The following is a 16632-nucleotide window of genomic DNA, read 5'->3' on the forward strand; positions in this document are numbered from 1 at the left end:
TCCTCTAAGGTGGCATCATTCTTGTGTTCTACTAGTTCTCCCAGAACTATTATGTTTTCTGGACTCAGTTTCAGACTTTGACCACCTCCATGACTCTTGGCTCCTAGCGTCCCCTTCTCTCTGTATTGTTTAAGCAGTTTATATATAAAACTTGGGGCTACTCTAAACCTCTGTGCCAACTTACGTTGAGATATAGATTCGCGTTCATAAGTTTCCGTAATTTTCCGCCGCAAATCTATGGAGTATGCTTTCATTGGTGACAAATTTTACTTATTTAATCTCTATAGTACATTTAATTGTCTCTCACTCAAGTGAAAACCGCTATATGAATTTCACTGGTTCGATGGTTAAGGAGGCATTAGAAAATGTTCGCTATCTTGACCAAACCCGTCGGAGACATGCGTGGTCATCCATGAAATATCTGCTAAGGGGATGATTCCATGGGGTTTATTATACTTAGCTGGCTCTCTCTTCTCGGTGTTTTTAGAGATAGAGACAACTTTGGGTCGTGGATAAGAAGCTTGTTTTTGTATGCTATTTTCTGGCATAATACTATTAGTTATTATTCAAGGAGCCACCACGATCAGCAAATCTTCCGGTGGCTTTTTGGTTTTTTTAGTTAGTCGATCGAGACATACACAAGACCGGCTCCGTCGCATTCGCTACAAGGTTCTGTGTATTCATTGCCATCTCCGTCGTCGTCCGCAACTTCGCCGCCGCCGCCACAGGCATGACATTCTATTTCTTCAAGTGTCAGTCCCACTTCGTAGCCTTCTACTTGTCCGCTTCTGAATACCTGAGTCTTTTTCTTTGGTTTGTTATTAGTCATTTGTCATTAGTCATTAGTCAACTGCGATCGCGCCCTTGGTGCGATTTCCATTCATCTTCGGTAATTAAATTACCCAGTCCCAAGACGTGACAGTCGTTATAATCCAAGCGTCCTGGTCTTGAGTTAACTATCGCTCCCTGTTGTGTTACTTCCTTGATGTACCAGCGCTGATTTCTCAAGTATTTGAATCTGCCTGTGTAAAAGCAGGGTTTTTCAACGGATATCAGTTCTAGCGCTTCATCTCTGGTCATTGGTCATTAATCATTAGTCATTAGTTACCGCGATGCCGAAGGCGGCAAGCTACGCACAATCTCCACCAAGTGCGATCGCACTCAACCCCCTCAACCCCACTGCGATCGCAAAAACAAAACCGCCCTAGCCACAGTAGGCAGGACGGTTTAAGAATTTTCTTCAGTCTGTGTTATTTCTAGCTCAGGAGATTCTTCCAGGTCAGGGTGTTCGTTTTTTTGAGACTGTGAAGTTAAAGAATTAATTTCGCGCTCAAGCTCTTTGAGAGAGTCTAAAAAATTTTGTTCTAGCGCTCGACTTTCATCAAGACGTGCTTCCAGGCGTTGCTGATGACTGCGAACGTATGACAAAAACGACCGCTCTATCAGGCTGAGGCGCTGTTTAATTTTCCCAGGATCTTCATTTCCGCAGCAGATAGCGACTGCTGCATTTTGTCTCGAATCATTGTTTCGATCACTTCCGATTTGCTCGTGTTTTGAGCTTGAGATATCGTATCCAGGTGATGGGCTGCGGTCGGAGTCAGCGTTAGGTTCATTCGCTGTTTCCTCTCGTCGTACCAGCCGTGCTTCTTGGAGTCCTTCTTCACGTCTTCGTTTGTCATCTATTGCATTCATAAATCCTACGCATGATTTTAACATTGAATCCTACGCATGATTTTAGCCCAATTATGCGTATGATTCTAAAAAGATGATATTATGTTTGATTATACGCATGATATTTACAAAACAAGGAGAGATGGCAGCCTCCTTAGAGAAAGAACTGCCTGTAAAGCTTATGCATTGCGCTCCCTCTCCACATTTGCCTAGTGCCCGTGGAGACTATATGGAGCAAGCACCCGCGCCACTGCGTAAACCCCGGCGCGGAAACACCCTTTATCACCAGAGAAGCGATGCGGTTAACGAGTTTACCGAGCGGTGATATTTTGATGTCTGCACACTTACCCAGGAAACTACATGATACGTCACATGAAGCTGAGATATAAAAATCGTGATTACCCCATAATTTGCATGACCGATTATGAACTTGATGCAACCAAAAGAACAGGAATAATTGCGGATGCTGTGAAGTTATTAGAAGAATCAGGAGTTTAAAATATACAAAGACGGCGGTTTTGATGCAAGAATAGGCAGGCTGAGGATCCACGCCTCAACTAAGCATTGCAAAGATCCACGTTCGCTCTACCCATTTGGGTGCTTCATAGTATTTTGGGAAAAAGGAGATTACACTTATGCCTTGATCAATATGGGGCATGTAACTTCCCCAGCACGCAATTATCTAGAGTGAAGATTGACATACTCCCCCGAATAGAGTTCGGGGGTGCGATTCGTAAAGAAATTAACCATTAAAAACGCGACTGCGCCACTTATTCAATCGGGCTTCCCCAATTGTCGCAGAACGTCGGGCATCAGCAACTTGCTCTTGCAAAGCTGCAATCTGTTTTGCTTGCGCGTCAGCTTGTTGTTGTAAAGATGTATATTCACCTGTGCTGGTTACGTAACTGGAAGACTGCCAACTACTACTGAATTTTGTTGTACCGATGTTGGCAAAGGGTCTTAAGTCTGCTAGTTGTTGTTGCAAAGTTGCAATCTGGCTTTCTTGCTCTTGAATCTTTTGCCGTAAGCCTTGTTCAGCTTCTGTACGAGCTGCAATAAACGGATTAACTGGAGCAGCAGTTTCTGGTTTTGGCTTGAATATTTCAGCAAGTATTGCACTCACATCCGTGGGTTTCTGTTTACCGTAAGGAGTGTTGTTAATTAGCGATCGCACCAGTTGAGGTTTATTATTGGTTACTAGGTTCTTATCGCTACTGGAATTGCTCCGCAGCAGTTGCAGCATATTGCTAAATTCCAATATCTTTTTGCCCGTCTGGGTTTTGTAGCCCCGGTAATATGGCACTATGTTCTCCCCAAAGGCATCTAAATACTCATCGCTATCTAAATAAGAATCAATATCTGCCTCAAAACCCTGCTCATCAAGAATATAGCTGTGATGTATCGTCTCAGAATAATCATCGGGAGCGCGTCCTAGTAAGTGTTTGAAGTTTAGTTCAATAGCACGGTAGCGGTAAACGTTATCAAAAAATCTGGAGCGATACAACTCTGATTTGGCAACCTGACGCACAAACTCACGGACATCGATTATACCTTGCTTGAGTTGGGATTCGGGAACGATCGGCCGTTCACTTTCCATAATGTAAGCATTACCCAACACTTGCCGATAAGCTGCCCTAATTACAATTTCAATGTCATCAGGTGAAGCAGTAGTCCACAGTTCGATGGGTTCTGCTTGGCGAAAGGCTTGATATTGGCTTCGTCTGGTTTGATCGTTTACGAAAGTCTGCATGGGGTTAATGTAGGTAGGAGGAACTAATGGCTGAGTTGAGGATGTTGGCAAGAAATCTAAATTGTTAAAGGTAATGGGAGCTAAGTATTTGTTAATGGTTACATGGTAAAGCTAATACCAATTCTTTATGAGACTGCATAAAAGAAAGCTTGGTAAGACTTAGGGCTTAACATGAGTTTGACAAACCTCTCCCTACCTTGAACTAATGTTCAAGTTTCTCTCCAACTCGGAGAGGAATAGTTTTGCGTAGTAAAACCTCTTAGAGGTTTCAATATTTAAGCTAATTAGGCGGTTACTATATGAGCCGTCGAATTTACCTTGTCTTAAGTCCCAAGTTTTAAAGCAATCTCAGACGTAATCAGTATAAGCACTAACAAATTTTAATTCCCTTTACAGTCAGGATTAATTTATCAAGTTTTGAGGACTTTTTTAGTTACATTTTCTAACAAACTTAGACGGCTAACTGTTAATAAGTAACAGCTAATTATAGTAAACAATTAGCAATTAAACATTAACAATTAGCCGTCAACCCCCTTGGGGAGTATTTAAAATTCAAAATGTCAGAATAATTTCCGTAGGAAAGTAATTTTCAAGCTCGCTCATCAAATCTAGTGTAGAAACCACCGTATTTTATCCAGTATTGTTTCAAAGTATGATGAGGGGTATGTAAACTAGCTTTTGCCTGATATAAAATTACTTGGCGATGATCGCCCATCCAAATTTTATTAACGGGATCGACGGATATTACTGTTCCTCCTAAAGAAGCAACACATTCAGAAAATCTTTCAATCGTTGTGTATTCTAATGTCTCGAATATAAAAAAGTTACCCGAACAAATTAAGTGGCGGCTGCGAATCCAGCAACGCATCTTTTTTTCAGATAGTGGAGGTAACATTTTATATTTAACAGATTCAAGCTGAATCAACATAATGCTCTCACTGCAAGTAATTCATCAGCAAAACTTTCCCTTTTTTCAAACTGCAAAGGGCCAGCAGTCGATCCCCATATTTGTTGGTGGGTTTCAATATCCATACCTTTATCTAGACTTATCCAAGTATGCTCGGTTAGTTCTACTTCGCTGACAAGATATGTTTGGCATCCATTGCGGTTAATCAGACATTGATTGCCCTCGACGTTACCCCGAAACATTTCACCCTCTCGTTGGAAAACCATTGAACAGTTATAACGCCGTTCAATGCTCTCTGGGGTGATGGTTTTGAGGATATCTAATTCACGAGCAGCACCTGCATAAAGCATCTGGTCTTTCAAGCTGTAATTTTCGATATAAATGCGATCGCCACAATCAACGAATCTATGTACTCCTTGGCGATAAGGTGTCCATAAATCGTGGTCATAGACTTGTTCTGAATAAAAACCGATGGCAGAAAAAAATTCAATCGGTAAAGGACGGAAAAAAATGTGAATGTGGGCGTAAAGTTGCGGATTTGCAAAAGATTGCTTGTAGTTGCTAAAATCTCCTGCCATCCAACAGGCTAAGGTGAGCAAATCGCTAGCGTTGGCGCTAGATTCACTGGGCGCTATAGTCACGTCGCTTCACTCCGAATTCAAAATTCAAAATTAATAATCCCCATAAATAAATTTAGAAGCTTGTATCCTTGTTATGTTTTAACCTAATATTTGTTAACTGGTCGAACTTGACAAAGAGCGAATCTCTGAAGAAAAGGAAGCTGTTGTTACGCCTTTCCCATCACTGGTTTTAATTGTCGCTACCCGAAACCTCAGATTTGGGGTAGCAAACCAAATTCGTTCTTCAGCAGCAGCGAGTTCATAAGCTGTCAGCAGGGTAAAAATACCATCGTCACTCAAGTGATATTCACCCACTGCTGGGATTGTTTCGGCGTATCCTTTGTCACGTAGGAGTTTCCCTCTAGAAGGATTTTCTCTATCTGGAATTGGCACCAGCACGGTACTACCAGAGATTGGTTTATCGTCCCAGTCTGACTCGCCCTCCCAAGTCATCCGAAAAGGATGAGTGATACTGGCGGGGTCAGTGTCATACAATTGACAGATTGCTAGTACTGCCGGATCGCTGCTGGATAGAGACTCAATATTAATGTCAGACAGTACTTGTTCAAAGTGGGCGAATGCTAAATGATGACCGCTACGCTGCGATCGCCATCGTCCAATTGAAAGTTCAAAGAATTCAGTAATTTCCATTAGAAAAGTGATTTTAAAAAGTAGCCTAGAATTTAACCCGCATTTCTCACAAGCTTCAGGCGTTTGATAGAGCAGAGGGGCAGAGGGGCAGAGGGGAAAGAACTTGGTATTTGAACTCTCCCCTGCTCCTCTGCTCCCCTGCTCCCCTGCACAAGCACGGGCTTTGAGAGGTGTGGTGAGAAATCCGGGTTTAAGGGATATCTTGGCTTAATATTTATTCTCCCAATTTATATACTAGCTTCATTGACCACAACTGCATTTGGGAGTTTTGAGTTCTTATTCTCCTCCTTCCAATACCTTGGTCAAAGGCTTGCTCCTCCCTAACCTTCCTTAAAAAGGAGGGAATTAAGCCCCCCTTTTTAAGGGGGGTTGGGGTATCTTCCGGGGCAAAATATCACTAAACCAAGTGGATTTCTTCAGCCCCGTACTTAGGAAAATCTAAGCAACTTCAGTGATGCTGATGATTTTGCCGCCCGTTCTGTGAATGTTTTGCACTTGTCCAGACAGTTGGTTGTAGTTAACTATATATTCGAGGTTGCCCAAACGAGTACGGAGATTAGCTGAACCTTTGACTGCCTTAATCAAGAAGCGCTTGCTGGTGCTGTTTACACTAGAACCAGCAGCAGGAGCCTTGATCGATGTGGGTAAGTTTGAACCTAAATCGCCGATCAGTTTGGCTTTGCGATCGCTATCGCTGGTAGCTACTCCTCTGAGTAAGGTAAAGGTGCGGTTAAAGGTAACATTCTTAATCCCTACTTGGGAGCTAGTGCTGCGAGGATAAGGGACAATATTCTCGCCAAAACTCTGCTGATACTCTTCGCTATCGATATAGGATTCGATTTCAGCATCGTAGCCCTGTTCGTTGTAGATACGGACGTGTTCGGAAATTTCTGCTTGATCGGCAGGAGGACGACCTAGCAGGTGTTTAAAGTTCAGTTCGATAAACCGATACTGAGAAGAAGAACTAAAAAACAGGGATTGATAGAGTTCTGATTTTGCAACGATGTTGACGAATTCGCGGACGCTGATTTTGCGATCGCGCAATTGCGATTCAGCAGAGGCTAGGCGCTCGCTTTCTAGCAAGTGAGCATTTCCCAAAACCTGTTTGTAAACTGCTCTAATCAGTGTTTGTAGTTCGCTTTCGCTGGTGTTAGGACGCAGTTCAACATTCGGTGAATCAATAGCCCAAAGTGACATGGAAGTATCTCCTTAAAACGTGAATTAAATGAAATTTTCGAGCATTCTCCCCCTGATGGAGGTAGATTTTCGCCTCAGCTGCCAGTTATTTTTGCTACTGACTAGCATTTGTAAAACTTTAGTTTTTTAAAGTGCGTTAAATATCTTCGTATATGACAACTGACGGCAGAATTGAGTAAACCCTAGATGAGCGATCGCTTTTGATGAACTATCAACACCGGGTATTAGCGACTGGAGACTGAGTACTGCGGAAATTCTTCCCCAATCTCTAATCCCTAATCCCCAATTTCTCTTCTTTAAACAATCTTGGTCATGCTCACCTTTTTCCCAAGCTCAGTTTATAGATTCTTTAGTTGACAGGAGTAATGCTGGCAATCACACCGCCTTGCTTGTGAATCCGTTGATACTCTTGTGAAAGTTGATTGTATGGCACGAAAAAGACCTGGTTGCTGCGGCGAAACTTGGAAATGTTATTTACCACATTTGCCTTATAACCAGTGACTTCAACTCGGTATACCTTACCATCCTCACTAGCTCCCACACCTTGACGAGTGCGAGGCGTAGATACTGGCTTGCGGAATGCAGCGCCTTTGCTGGCTGGTGAAATCACGGCGGTCGGCGTGCTTTGAATTACCAGACTGTTCAATTTTGGTTGTTTACCAGCTAAATCACCTTTCAGGCTGCTGCTAGATGAACCACGTACTAGTTGGAATAAGTGGGTAAATTGAACCAAACTCTGGATAGCTTCGGTTTTGTAGCCCCTGATATAAGGCACAATGTTTTCCCCAAAGTTCTCTTGGTATTCGTCGCTGTCTAGATATGAATCAATCTCAGCTTCAAAGCCTTTTGTATCCAGAATCGTACTGTGTGTACGCGTTTCTTCTAGATCCAATGGCGCACGACCAAGAAAATGTCTGAAATTTAATTCAATTGCCCGATAGCGGGGGGTGCTATCAAAAAACAGCGAACGGTAAAGTTCCGACTTCCCAACTTGACGCACAAACTCACGAACGCTAATTTCACGCCCTTTGAGTTGGGATTCAGGAACGGAAAGCCGCTCACTCTCCATTACATAAGCATTGCCTAGAACTTGCTTATAAACTGCTCGAATTACGGCTTCAACTTCCTCATTAGAGCGACTTGGCCACAGATCGATAGGATCGGTATCTTCAAACAGAGCGACCCCTAATCGTGATGCTGGTCCAAAAGCCATTCAAACTATCTCCCAGTTAACAACTAAATTTTATGAGAAGGATATTCAGCAGATGTTAAAAAAACTTTACATCGTTGTGATGAAGGAGAGGTCATGGAGACTTTAAATCCTTATTAGCCTTGATGATTTCAGTTTTACATCCTTAACGCCTTTATACATTCTGATACGATGCTGAAACCATATTTATTAAAATTTATTAAGTTAGATAATACTTGAGAGAAGTCTCAGCTTGTTTTTAGTATTTGATTTGCGATTGGGATACAGGTAATGATATTTTTGTCATCCCTTGAGCAAGAGGATTAATTGGGTTGAGTTACGAAGCCTCATCTTGGTAAGTGGGTAAGAATAAATCAAACTATGTTACCTAATGTAAATTTAATTAAATTGGCTCTTCGTAAGCATATCGAGCCGCTTACTAAAAACCTTATCGAATTTGGAAAGTAGCTAGTTGGCCGATCAAATGGTCAAAATAGGGAGCAAGAGTTTCCTGCTGATGGGCTGGAAGGGGTTTCAAACTAGCAGCCTTGATGCTTTTTAAGCCTAAGAGCATGGCATCTAATGGAACTTGTAATTCCTGATAGAGCAAGTTCATATAGTGCAGTCCTGTGGGATTTGTATACTCAGTGTGTTCACCTGCGATGCCATAGGTAATACAACGGAGAAAATGCCAAAAATCTCGCCAACAAGCTTGGGCGCGTTCAGACGGATAAAGACCACCTCCAGGCTGGATAATTTCAGGATAGGTTGCTAAAACCTGCTCTCTAGCTTCATCAACAATTTCGGTGGCGCGATCGCGTAACAATTGAGCAACAGGAATCAACTCAGAATTATTGGGTGATAAGGTTGTAATCTGTGACAAGTCTTCATCGCTCAGATAACGGAAAGCATCATCCGCAGCTTGGAATATGGCGATCGCTGCTTTTGAATGGGACTGTTCCCACTTAGCAAAGCTGATAATTCTTGCTTTGACTATTAATTCTTTGACGGTTTCGCTTAATTGAGTCATTGGTTTAGGGCATTAGGCATTGAGTTAAATCTTCCCAAATGCGATCGCCATTTTTTGACATAAATCTTCCCAAATGCGATCGCCATTTTTTGACATCTGTAAAATAAAGTAAAGATAGCTCTACCAAATGCACTTATGGAAATCCATCAAATCCAAACTGAACTGAAGAACCCAGATTTTCACTATCGTCTGAAGGCGATCGCAGCCCTTAATGATTATGAATCAGAAGTTGCAGTTCCTCTGCTAACGACTAAACTTCATGACTCAGAATTTTTAGTGCGTTCTTTTGTCGCTAGGGGTTTGGGTAATCAACAATCAGCAGAATCTTTCGCTGCTTTGATGCAAATTATGAAGTTTGATGATACTCCCAACGTGCGGGCTGAAGCGGCAAATTCTTTATCGCTATTTGGCAGAGTCGCAGTTTCTCATCTAGTTATGGCATTTTATCAGGATGACCACTGGCTAGTTAAGCGAAGCATTTTAGCTGCGATCGCGGAAATGGATTGTCCCGAAGAACTATTTGATATCTGCGTCCAGGGTTTGAAAGATGAAGATTTCACAGTTCAGGAATCCTCTGTTGATGGACTCGGCTTACTAGCTAATTCTAGCCAAAATAGTGCGGCACTATCCCAAATACTAACCTTAGTGAATGATGAATCTTGGCGGATGCGCGTCCGAGTTAGTTATGCCCTCAAACGATTTGACGAGCCAGAAGCCAAAGTAGCCCTAAACCAACTCAGAAAGGATGAAGAGCATCAGGTTGTCGGCGCTGCTTTAGAAGATTTGTTGCCCTAATAACGATGTGGATTTGTGCGGAATATTGCGATCGAACTCATTTGAACAATAGCCCATATATTATTTTACCTTAAATTTGACCAAAATATCCGGGTAATCTGCCAAAATCTGGAATAAAAGATCAACTTTTTCGAGATGAGGAGGCATTTGTGACTGATATACCAACTGGTCAAATGACTTGGCGACTACCAGGTTCCTCAGAATGTACTTTACATTTGCGGCACAATGCTTCGGAACCCTGGCGATCGTATAAAGAATTTCCACAATATGTTCTACCCGACCCGCCAGGTTTTTCTGAAGGATACGCTACATTTTTAGCACTCCTAAAAAAGAACTGGCAGCCTTTATGACTCATAACTCCAAACTCACAACTCAGCCCTGTATTGGTAAAGCATTCAAACTCTCACGAGTTGTTGTGCGAGTGTAGGCGTTCCAAGCGTCGAGTTCGGAATATGGACGGCTTTTAAGCATGGCTTGAGTTGCTTCTGTGAGTCCTTGGGCTAAAGTAAAATCTGCCCCAGCAATACTTTGAAGATGCTCCATCTCTGCGTCACAGAGGTCAGTTGCTCGTAGGTCTGCATCCCGCAAATCGGCTCCTGTCAATCGAGCATTCCGCAAGCACGCCCCAGTTAAATAAGCTTTTGTCAGGTCAGCGCCACTTAAAGCTGCACCTTGCAAATTTGCTCCCGTCAAGTCAGCACCACTCAAGTAGGCTCCACGCAGATTAGCACCCTGTAAATCTGCGTTTCGTAAAGAAGCTGTATTGAGAAAAGCACCATTAAGATTAGCACCCGGCCCCACCGCGCCCGAAGTTTTGTAGTTATATTCTTGGGGCCATTTCGTTTGTGTATCATAACGCGCTACTTGCAGTTTGGCTCCCTCCAAATTTGCGCCACTGAGATTTGCTTGTTGGAGGTTAGCACGATTTAAATAAGCTCCTTGCAAATTAGCCCCACTCAAATCCGCTCCTTGCAGATTAGCGCCTCGCAAATCTGCCCCACTCAAATCGACATTACTCAAAACTACATCCCTCAGATCGGCTCCTAGTAACTTGGCTTTGCTCAAGTTAGCTTGTTGGAAATCGACTTCCCTGAGATTGAATTGGTACAAATCGACCCTATCCACAGGGATTCCACCTTTGAGGGCTTTTAAGATTTCTGGAGGTGGACTTGGGCGAACGCTTGTAATAAGTTGAATTTCACTATTTGTCATCAGTTGATAAAAATATAACTTTTGGAGTTATTCTACACTTTAGCGAAATCGGGACTTCATCTTATTAGTCAGTATTCAAGAACGCCAAAATTTGATAAAACGAGGTTTTAAAACAGATGCATCTAATACCGCCTTTGTCAATGATCGACTTTTTCCGTAAAAGCGAGGGTACATGGTTTACGGAACGCTCCGTTCATCATTTTGACTCAGCAGCCGATGAGTCGGGGGAGTCGAATTTGATTATTCAAGTTATAGAAAAGAACGATCCGAAAGTCCAAGAAGTCTGTAAAGCCCAAGGGATAGACCCTAGCAAAGCAACAGGCGGTGCTAGTTTTGCATGGCAGGCTAACCTAGATACCAGGCTACCGAATACAGATAATGCTGCCATTTTGGTTGATGTTCCCGACGAAACGAGGCGTTCTGGAAAACTGATTCGCAACCAGGGCTATGTTGAGAGCATTCCCGTCGTGAGCCGATATCAGTTTGCCGATGATGGAGTACTGACGATTGATACTGACTATGACAATAACCAAGGTCAAGAACGTTGTTGGTTTATTACGGATGATTTTCGTGTCAGAGTCAGTACCGTGCGAATGATGAACGGTATCAACTTAATGACTTATTGCTCTGAACGTCGTTGTGTTTCCCAAGAACTGCTAGAGCAAATGATCGGTCGGAATCATGCGAGGTAGGGAGTGGGGAAGAAGCAGGGGGTAAGAGGGAGAATAGAAAATTACCTCTTTCCCCTCTGCCTCTTCCCAATTCCCCATTAAGGAATGTTGCTTTGTTTCTCATAAATGAGACGTGCATGTTTGACATCATTTATTTTCATGCAAGGGTTAATAAGTAATGCTCTATGTATAAGCCTTTCCTGGAATTTTTAGAAAAAGAGCTATTTCAGCGCTTTGATTTACAAAGTAGGGTCATTCCCCCTGGTTTGGAATTCAAAGTTAGCGATCGCGGCAAAAACCCAGCAACTATTCGCAGTTGGTGTTACCAATCTCAAGAGTTGCGGAAAATTCGCTATACCTACATTGATGCCGGAGAGAGCGCCCAAATTTTTAACAGCGTGGTTTATCCTAGCCATCACTACGATCTACCTCTGTTAGGGATTGATTTTTTATCCTTTGGTAAAGTCAAAAACCTTATTGTGCTTGACTTTCAGCCTTTATTCCAGGATGAGGATTATCAAAACAAATATATAGTTCCGCTACAATCTCTCCATAATAAATACCCGGATTTGGCACAAAACTTAGAAATGAAGTTTTACGATGCCAATCAGTATTTTTCTAAATACCTATTGTTTGCCAAAACCGATCCTGAAACAGTTGCAACGCGAGTGTTTGAAGCTTTTCAAGATTATTTAAACTTGTATTGGCAAATGCTAGCAGATGCAAAACCACTCCAAGATCCAGAAGATATCCAACGGATTGTTAAAGCTCAAAAAGACTATGACCAATATAGTGCAGACCGAGATCCAGCATCTGGTTTGTTTAGCAGTTACTTTGGTCATGAATGGTCGGAGCGCTTTCTCCATGAATTCTTATTTGAAGATGCTGTTCCCTTAGCAGTTAGTGCAAGCAAAAGATAACTGATTGGGGATTGGGGATTATTAATTTTGAATTTTGAATTGGAGCGAAGCGACGTGACACTTTATCAGCCATTTCTGGATTATGCGATCGCCTATATGCGATCGCGCTTAGACTTACAACCCTACCCGATTCCCACTGGGTTTGAGTCTAAGAGCGCTGTTGTGGGCAAAGGCAAAAATGAGGAAGAGGTTGTCACCACAAGTTACGCCTTTCAAACCCCAAAATTACGGCAAATTCGTGCTGCTCATGTTCAGGGTGGTAATTCGCTGCAAGTGCTGAATTTTGTGATTTTCCCACGCCTCAACTACGATTTACCCTTTTTTGGGGCGGATCTGGTGACATTGCCAGGAGGACACCTAATTGCTTTGGATATGCAGCCTTTATTTCGTGACGATCTAGCATATCAGGCAAAATATACCGAACCAATTCTGCCCATTTTCCACACCCATCAACAGCATCTATCTTGGGGAGGAGATTTCCCTGAAGAAGCGCAGCCTTTTTTCTCTCCCGCTTTTTTGTGGACTCGTCCCCAAGAAACGGCTGTAGTAGAAACTCAAGTGTTTGCTGCTTTCAAAGACTATTTAAAAGCTTATCTGGATTTCGTAGAGCAGGCTGAAGCAGTAACAGATTCCCAAAATTTAGTAGCGATTGAGCAAGCCCAATTGCGATACCTGCGATATCGGGCTGAAAAAGACCCAGCACGAGGGATGTTTAAACGCTTCTATGGTGCCGAATGGACTGAAGAGTATATCCACGGCTTCTTATTTGACCTAGAGAGAAAATTAACAGCCATCAACTAAGCTCGTGTTCGGTTAAAGACTTATTATTAAGACGGCAGGGGAGCAGGGGGAAAAAAGGTTTTTAAGTTTTTGTACAGATGTAGGAATTATAACTAAGTAGGTGGCTGAGAAAATTTATAACTATGTCATTGCGAACGCAACGAAGTGGAGTGAAGCAATCACAAGGTTTTCGCCGCTTTTACTTTTCGTTACATAGTTATATTTATTTGTGCCTGCCTACTTAATTATCCGAACTTGATATAAATAGTACGACAAAAAACATTTAATTTGCATAATCGAATTAAATATAATTCTTGTACGGTGGGCATATTATATCATGTCCGGTTAATTAGTTATGATTCCCATATCTGTGCAAAAATTGGAAAACCCTCTTTCCCCCTGCCCCCCAGCAAGAATTGCGGTCTTCATGATAAGTCCTTAAACGGACATGATATTACCCGCCCAGCTTATGCAATCAATTTAAATGTAGAACAGCTTAAGGGACTTCCAATTAAAAAAATATCCAATTTTGTAGGGTGCGTTAGCGACAGCGTAACGCACCGCCAGATATCTCGGTGCGTTACGGCTTTCGCCTAACACACCCTACTGTATATTTTATTTTTTGGAAGTCCCTAAGACAAAATTAATTACACAAATTTTGACCTGAACCCCTTATTCAGTCTCAAACTGAATGAATGTATAAATATTTATTTTCGATTACTTAGAGCTTCTTGTAAGCGATGGAGAAAAATTCAGAGTGATGCTTTCGCAAGAGAAAGTTTTCATCGAGGGCGGAGCATATTTTTTACTAGTAAGTGCTATAGAGACTACTGGAGAAAATATCAATCTTTAGACATACTTTATTAAAAATATTTGGTCACTCAGTACACTTCGGATGGTGGATTGACTTAAATATATTTAAATCTGTTATGATTTGTATACTTTTAATGTTATGATTTGTATTGTGCTTTTAAGTTAGCAATCAGGAAGCTTTTTGCTAGTTTAAGCTAAAATAACCTAATTTATAGCTAGAAAGCCAATTCAAGCAAACTTAGAAAGTTTTTAATACACAACTGTTCCTTAACAAAGTTAAAGTTTTGTTACGATTAACTCAGATATCTTTAAATCCTGAGTTTTCAAGAGTTACCGAGGCAGGTATGTTGAATACTGAGCATTAACTTGACTGAATTCAAGATGAGTCATCCTGTCATCCTGAATAGAGTGTACTGATTGACCTTTGTTTTTAGCAGTTTTATGGTTTGAGACTAATGTTAAAAAACAGTTAACTGAGGATTAATCAGGGTTCTAATCTCAAATGTCAGCCTGGGGATAGACAATTAATAGACAATATCAGTAGTTTACTAAAAGTAGGAGTTTTACACAGTCTAATAGTCGGAAATTTGCTAGAGACAAACATAGGAGATAGTGGAGTTAATAAAAATGTAGATAAACTTCCTAAAACTCTACTGTCACTCTGAAGCAAATACAATGTAACAAGTTTAATGATATAAGGTTTGATACAAATGCTAGAAAACAGCGAACTAACGATTAATCAGGGTTCTAATCTCAAATTGAAGCTTGGAGAGCAACAATACGAACAGTTTTCTAGGGTAGATTTTTTGCGGAATCGTACAGTTGGAAAGCCATTAGATTTAAATATAGTGGAATACATCTTATATATATAAGATGTATTCCACAAATTTAAAATCAACAATCCCGGAAGAAACAGGCAAGTATTATGTCAATATTTTGCTAGTGGGACTAGTTGATTACTTTGAGGTTATGCCGAATTAAAGGTTAACCCAAATACAGAATTTACTCAAATGAGTGGCGTTGTTTAATAACATTGCGAGTCAGTAATAACTGTTAGCTTTTTATTGAAAGCTAATTTTGTCGTGACTTTTATCTAATAAAGATAAAAAGCATAATTTATTGCTGGCGTGCATTCAGGTAAATCGCAATTATTACCAAAATATCCCCATTTTTTGCAATAAAGGTCAACAGAAATGAATAAGGTTCAAGCATCCTTTGAAGCTACAGAAACTGCATTTCACGTGCAAGGTTACGAAAAAATCGATTTTAGTCTTGTCTATGTGAACGGTGCATTTGATATTAACAACAGAGAAATAGCAGATAGCTATGCTAAATTTGGTCGCTGTCTGACTGTGATTGATGCCAATGTTTATGAACTTTATGGAAAACAGATCAAGTCATATTTTAGGCACTATGACATTGATCTGACAGTATTTCCCATCATCATTACAGAGCCAGCTAAAACCCTTGCAAGCTTTGAGAAAATTGTTGACGCTTTTTCGGACTTTGGCTTAGTTCGTAAGGAACCAGTCTTAGTCGTTGGTGGTGGTCTAATTACTGATGTGGCTGGGTTTGCTTGCGCTGCTTACCGTCGCAAGAGTAACTTCATTCGGGTTCCGACAACGTTAATTGGTTTAATCGATGCAGGTGTAGCGATTAAGGTAGCAGTTAATCATCGCAAGTTAAAAAATCGCTTGGGAGCATATCATGCACCTTTGAAAGTTATCCTCGATTTCTCATTTTTGAAAACCTTACCAACGGCTCAAGTTCGTAATGGGATGGCAGAGTTAGTAAAAATTGCTGTAGTTTCTAACTCGCAAGTCTTTGAAATGCTATACGAATATGGCGAAGAACTACTTTCCACTCACTTTGGACAGGTGAATGGGACACCGGAACTTAAAGAGATTGCCCATAAACTCAACTACGAAGCAATCAAAACTATGCTGGAGTTAGAGACTCCAAACTTGCATGAAATCGACCTCGATCGCGTCATAGCCTACGGCCACACTTGGAGTCCTACCCTAGAGTTAGCGCCTCATGTACCCCTATATCATGGTCATGCCGTCAATATAGATATGGCTTTGTCTGCAACCATAGCAGCACAACGAGGCTATATTCCAACTCTTGAGCGCGATCGCATTCTAGACTTAATGAGTCGCATCGGTCTATCACTAGATCATCCTCTACTAGATGGGGATTTATTGTGGTATGCTACCCAGTCTATAAGCTTGACACGAGACGGCAAACAACGCGCAGCCATGCCTCGGCCTATTGGTGAGTGCTTCTTTGTCAACGATTTGACTCGTGAAGAACTTGATGCGGCCTTAGCTGAACATAAACGTCTTTGTGCTAAATACCCTCGTGACGGTGAAGGCGTTGATGCCTACATCGAAAGTCAAGAAGCTCAACTATTGGGGGTGTGAAGA

General features: G+C 41.6%; 20 protein-coding genes and 1 pseudogene. 8 read left to right on the top strand and 13 right to left on the bottom strand.

All coding sequences use genetic code 11. The features are described from left to right. The 4 genes and pseudogenes from CDG79_RS27415 to CDG79_RS27435 form a co-directional block, all read right to left on the bottom strand. Positions 1-254, bottom strand: a pseudogene (locus CDG79_RS27415) (Rrf2 family transcriptional regulator); the annotation flags it as partial. A gap of 365 nt (positions 255-619) precedes the next feature. Further along, entirely contained in the window at positions 620-829 is a 210-nt protein-coding gene (locus tag CDG79_RS27425; protein ID WP_094344929.1) for a hypothetical protein, read from the bottom strand. Positions 830-846: 17 nt separating this feature from the next. Then, positions 847-1080 (bottom strand): hypothetical protein, encoded by a 234-nt coding sequence (locus CDG79_RS27430; RefSeq protein ID WP_094344930.1) that lies wholly within the window; start codon positions 1078-1080, stop codon positions 847-849. A 147-nt stretch (positions 1081-1227) separates the two neighbouring features. Next, positions 1228-1692 (bottom strand): hypothetical protein, encoded by a 465-nt coding sequence (locus CDG79_RS27435; RefSeq protein WP_094344931.1) that lies wholly within the window; start codon positions 1690-1692, stop codon positions 1228-1230. 121 nt (positions 1693-1813) lie between these two features. Here CDG79_RS27435 and CDG79_RS27440 point away from each other — a divergent pair, with 121 nt between their 5' ends. Both CDG79_RS27440 and CDG79_RS44055 read left to right on the top strand, forming a co-directional pair. Continuing rightward, positions 1814-1996, top strand: coding sequence for a hypothetical protein (locus CDG79_RS27440; RefSeq protein ID WP_094344932.1), 183 nt, complete (start codon positions 1814-1816; stop codon positions 1994-1996). 35 nt (positions 1997-2031) lie between these two features. After that, complete coding sequence (locus tag CDG79_RS44055; RefSeq protein ID WP_223278351.1) at positions 2032-2169, top strand: hypothetical protein; 138 nt, start codon at positions 2032-2034, stop codon at positions 2167-2169. Between the two features lie 244 nt (positions 2170-2413). Here the strand turns inward: CDG79_RS44055 and CDG79_RS27445 are convergent, their stop codons facing one another. The 8 genes from CDG79_RS27445 to CDG79_RS44975 form a co-directional block, all read right to left on the bottom strand. Further along, a complete protein-coding gene (locus CDG79_RS27445) occupies positions 2414-3472 on the bottom strand; it encodes a phycobilisome rod-core linker polypeptide (protein WP_223278352.1) in 1059 nt (352 codons plus the stop codon). Positions 3473-4010: 538 nt separating this feature from the next. Next, positions 4011-4349, bottom strand: coding sequence for a CpeR family transcriptional regulator (locus CDG79_RS27450; RefSeq protein ID WP_094344934.1), 339 nt, complete (start codon positions 4347-4349; stop codon positions 4011-4013). Further along, positions 4343-4969 (bottom strand): chromophore lyase CpcT/CpeT, encoded by a 627-nt coding sequence (locus CDG79_RS27455; protein WP_094344935.1) that lies wholly within the window; start codon positions 4967-4969, stop codon positions 4343-4345. Before CDG79_RS27455 ends, CDG79_RS27450 begins: the two co-directional genes overlap by 7 nt. 93 nt (positions 4970-5062) lie before the next feature. Continuing rightward, positions 5063-5599, bottom strand: a complete 537-nt coding sequence (locus tag CDG79_RS27460; RefSeq protein ID WP_094344936.1) for a phycobiliprotein lyase — start codon at positions 5597-5599, stop codon at positions 5063-5065. Positions 5600-6037: 438 nt separating this feature from the next. Beyond that, positions 6038-6796 (bottom strand): phycobilisome rod-core linker polypeptide, encoded by a 759-nt coding sequence (locus CDG79_RS27465; RefSeq protein ID WP_094344937.1) that lies wholly within the window; start codon positions 6794-6796, stop codon positions 6038-6040. Positions 6797-7145: 349 nt separating this feature from the next. Further along, positions 7146-8009 (bottom strand): phycobilisome linker polypeptide, encoded by an 864-nt coding sequence (locus tag CDG79_RS27470; protein WP_094344938.1) that lies wholly within the window; start codon positions 8007-8009, stop codon positions 7146-7148. Between the two features lie 424 nt (positions 8010-8433). Next, entirely contained in the window at positions 8434-9015 is a 582-nt protein-coding gene (locus CDG79_RS27475) for a phycobilisome protein (protein WP_094344939.1), read from the bottom strand. Positions 9016-9019: 4 nt separating this feature from the next. After that, positions 9020-9148 (bottom strand): hypothetical protein, encoded by a 129-nt coding sequence (locus CDG79_RS44975; RefSeq protein WP_262985836.1) that lies wholly within the window; start codon positions 9146-9148, stop codon positions 9020-9022. A gap of 2 nt (positions 9149-9150) precedes the next feature. Between CDG79_RS44975 and CDG79_RS27480 the strand changes: the two genes are divergently transcribed. Together CDG79_RS27480 and CDG79_RS27485 are read left to right on the top strand one after the other, a co-directional pair. Beyond that, the gene (locus CDG79_RS27480) at positions 9151-9810 is read left to right on the top strand and encodes a HEAT repeat domain-containing protein (protein ID WP_094344940.1); all 660 of its coding nucleotides are present in this window, start codon (positions 9151-9153) and stop codon (positions 9808-9810) included. A 149-nt stretch (positions 9811-9959) separates the two neighbouring features. Then, entirely contained in the window at positions 9960-10160 is a 201-nt protein-coding gene (locus CDG79_RS27485) for a hypothetical protein (protein WP_094344941.1), read from the top strand. A 22-nt stretch (positions 10161-10182) separates the two neighbouring features. Here the strand turns inward: CDG79_RS27485 and CDG79_RS27490 are convergent, their stop codons facing one another. Then, a complete protein-coding gene (locus CDG79_RS27490; RefSeq protein ID WP_094330066.1) occupies positions 10183-11022 on the bottom strand; it encodes a pentapeptide repeat-containing protein in 840 nt (279 codons plus the stop codon). Positions 11023-11138: 116 nt separating this feature from the next. Between CDG79_RS27490 and CDG79_RS27495 the strand changes: the two genes are divergently transcribed. From CDG79_RS27495 to CDG79_RS27510, 4 genes are all read left to right on the top strand, one after another. Continuing rightward, the gene (locus CDG79_RS27495; RefSeq protein ID WP_094344942.1) at positions 11139-11714 is read left to right on the top strand and encodes a phycobiliprotein lyase; all 576 of its coding nucleotides are present in this window, start codon (positions 11139-11141) and stop codon (positions 11712-11714) included. A 164-nt stretch (positions 11715-11878) separates the two neighbouring features. Then, entirely contained in the window at positions 11879-12613 is a 735-nt protein-coding gene (locus tag CDG79_RS27500) for a 15,16-dihydrobiliverdin:ferredoxin oxidoreductase (protein ID WP_094344943.1), read from the top strand. Between the two features lie 54 nt (positions 12614-12667). Beyond that, the gene (locus tag CDG79_RS27505) at positions 12668-13414 is read left to right on the top strand and encodes a phycoerythrobilin:ferredoxin oxidoreductase (protein ID WP_094344955.1); all 747 of its coding nucleotides are present in this window, start codon (positions 12668-12670) and stop codon (positions 13412-13414) included. A 1985-nt stretch (positions 13415-15399) separates the two neighbouring features. Beyond that, positions 15400-16629, top strand: a complete 1230-nt coding sequence (locus CDG79_RS27510; protein ID WP_094344944.1) for a sedoheptulose 7-phosphate cyclase — start codon at positions 15400-15402, stop codon at positions 16627-16629. Positions 16630-16632: the final 3 nt, after the last annotated feature.

Source organism: Nostoc sp. 'Peltigera membranacea cyanobiont' 232 (genome assembly GCF_002245985.1).
Lineage (GTDB): Bacteria > Cyanobacteriota > Cyanobacteriia > Cyanobacteriales > Nostocaceae > Nostoc.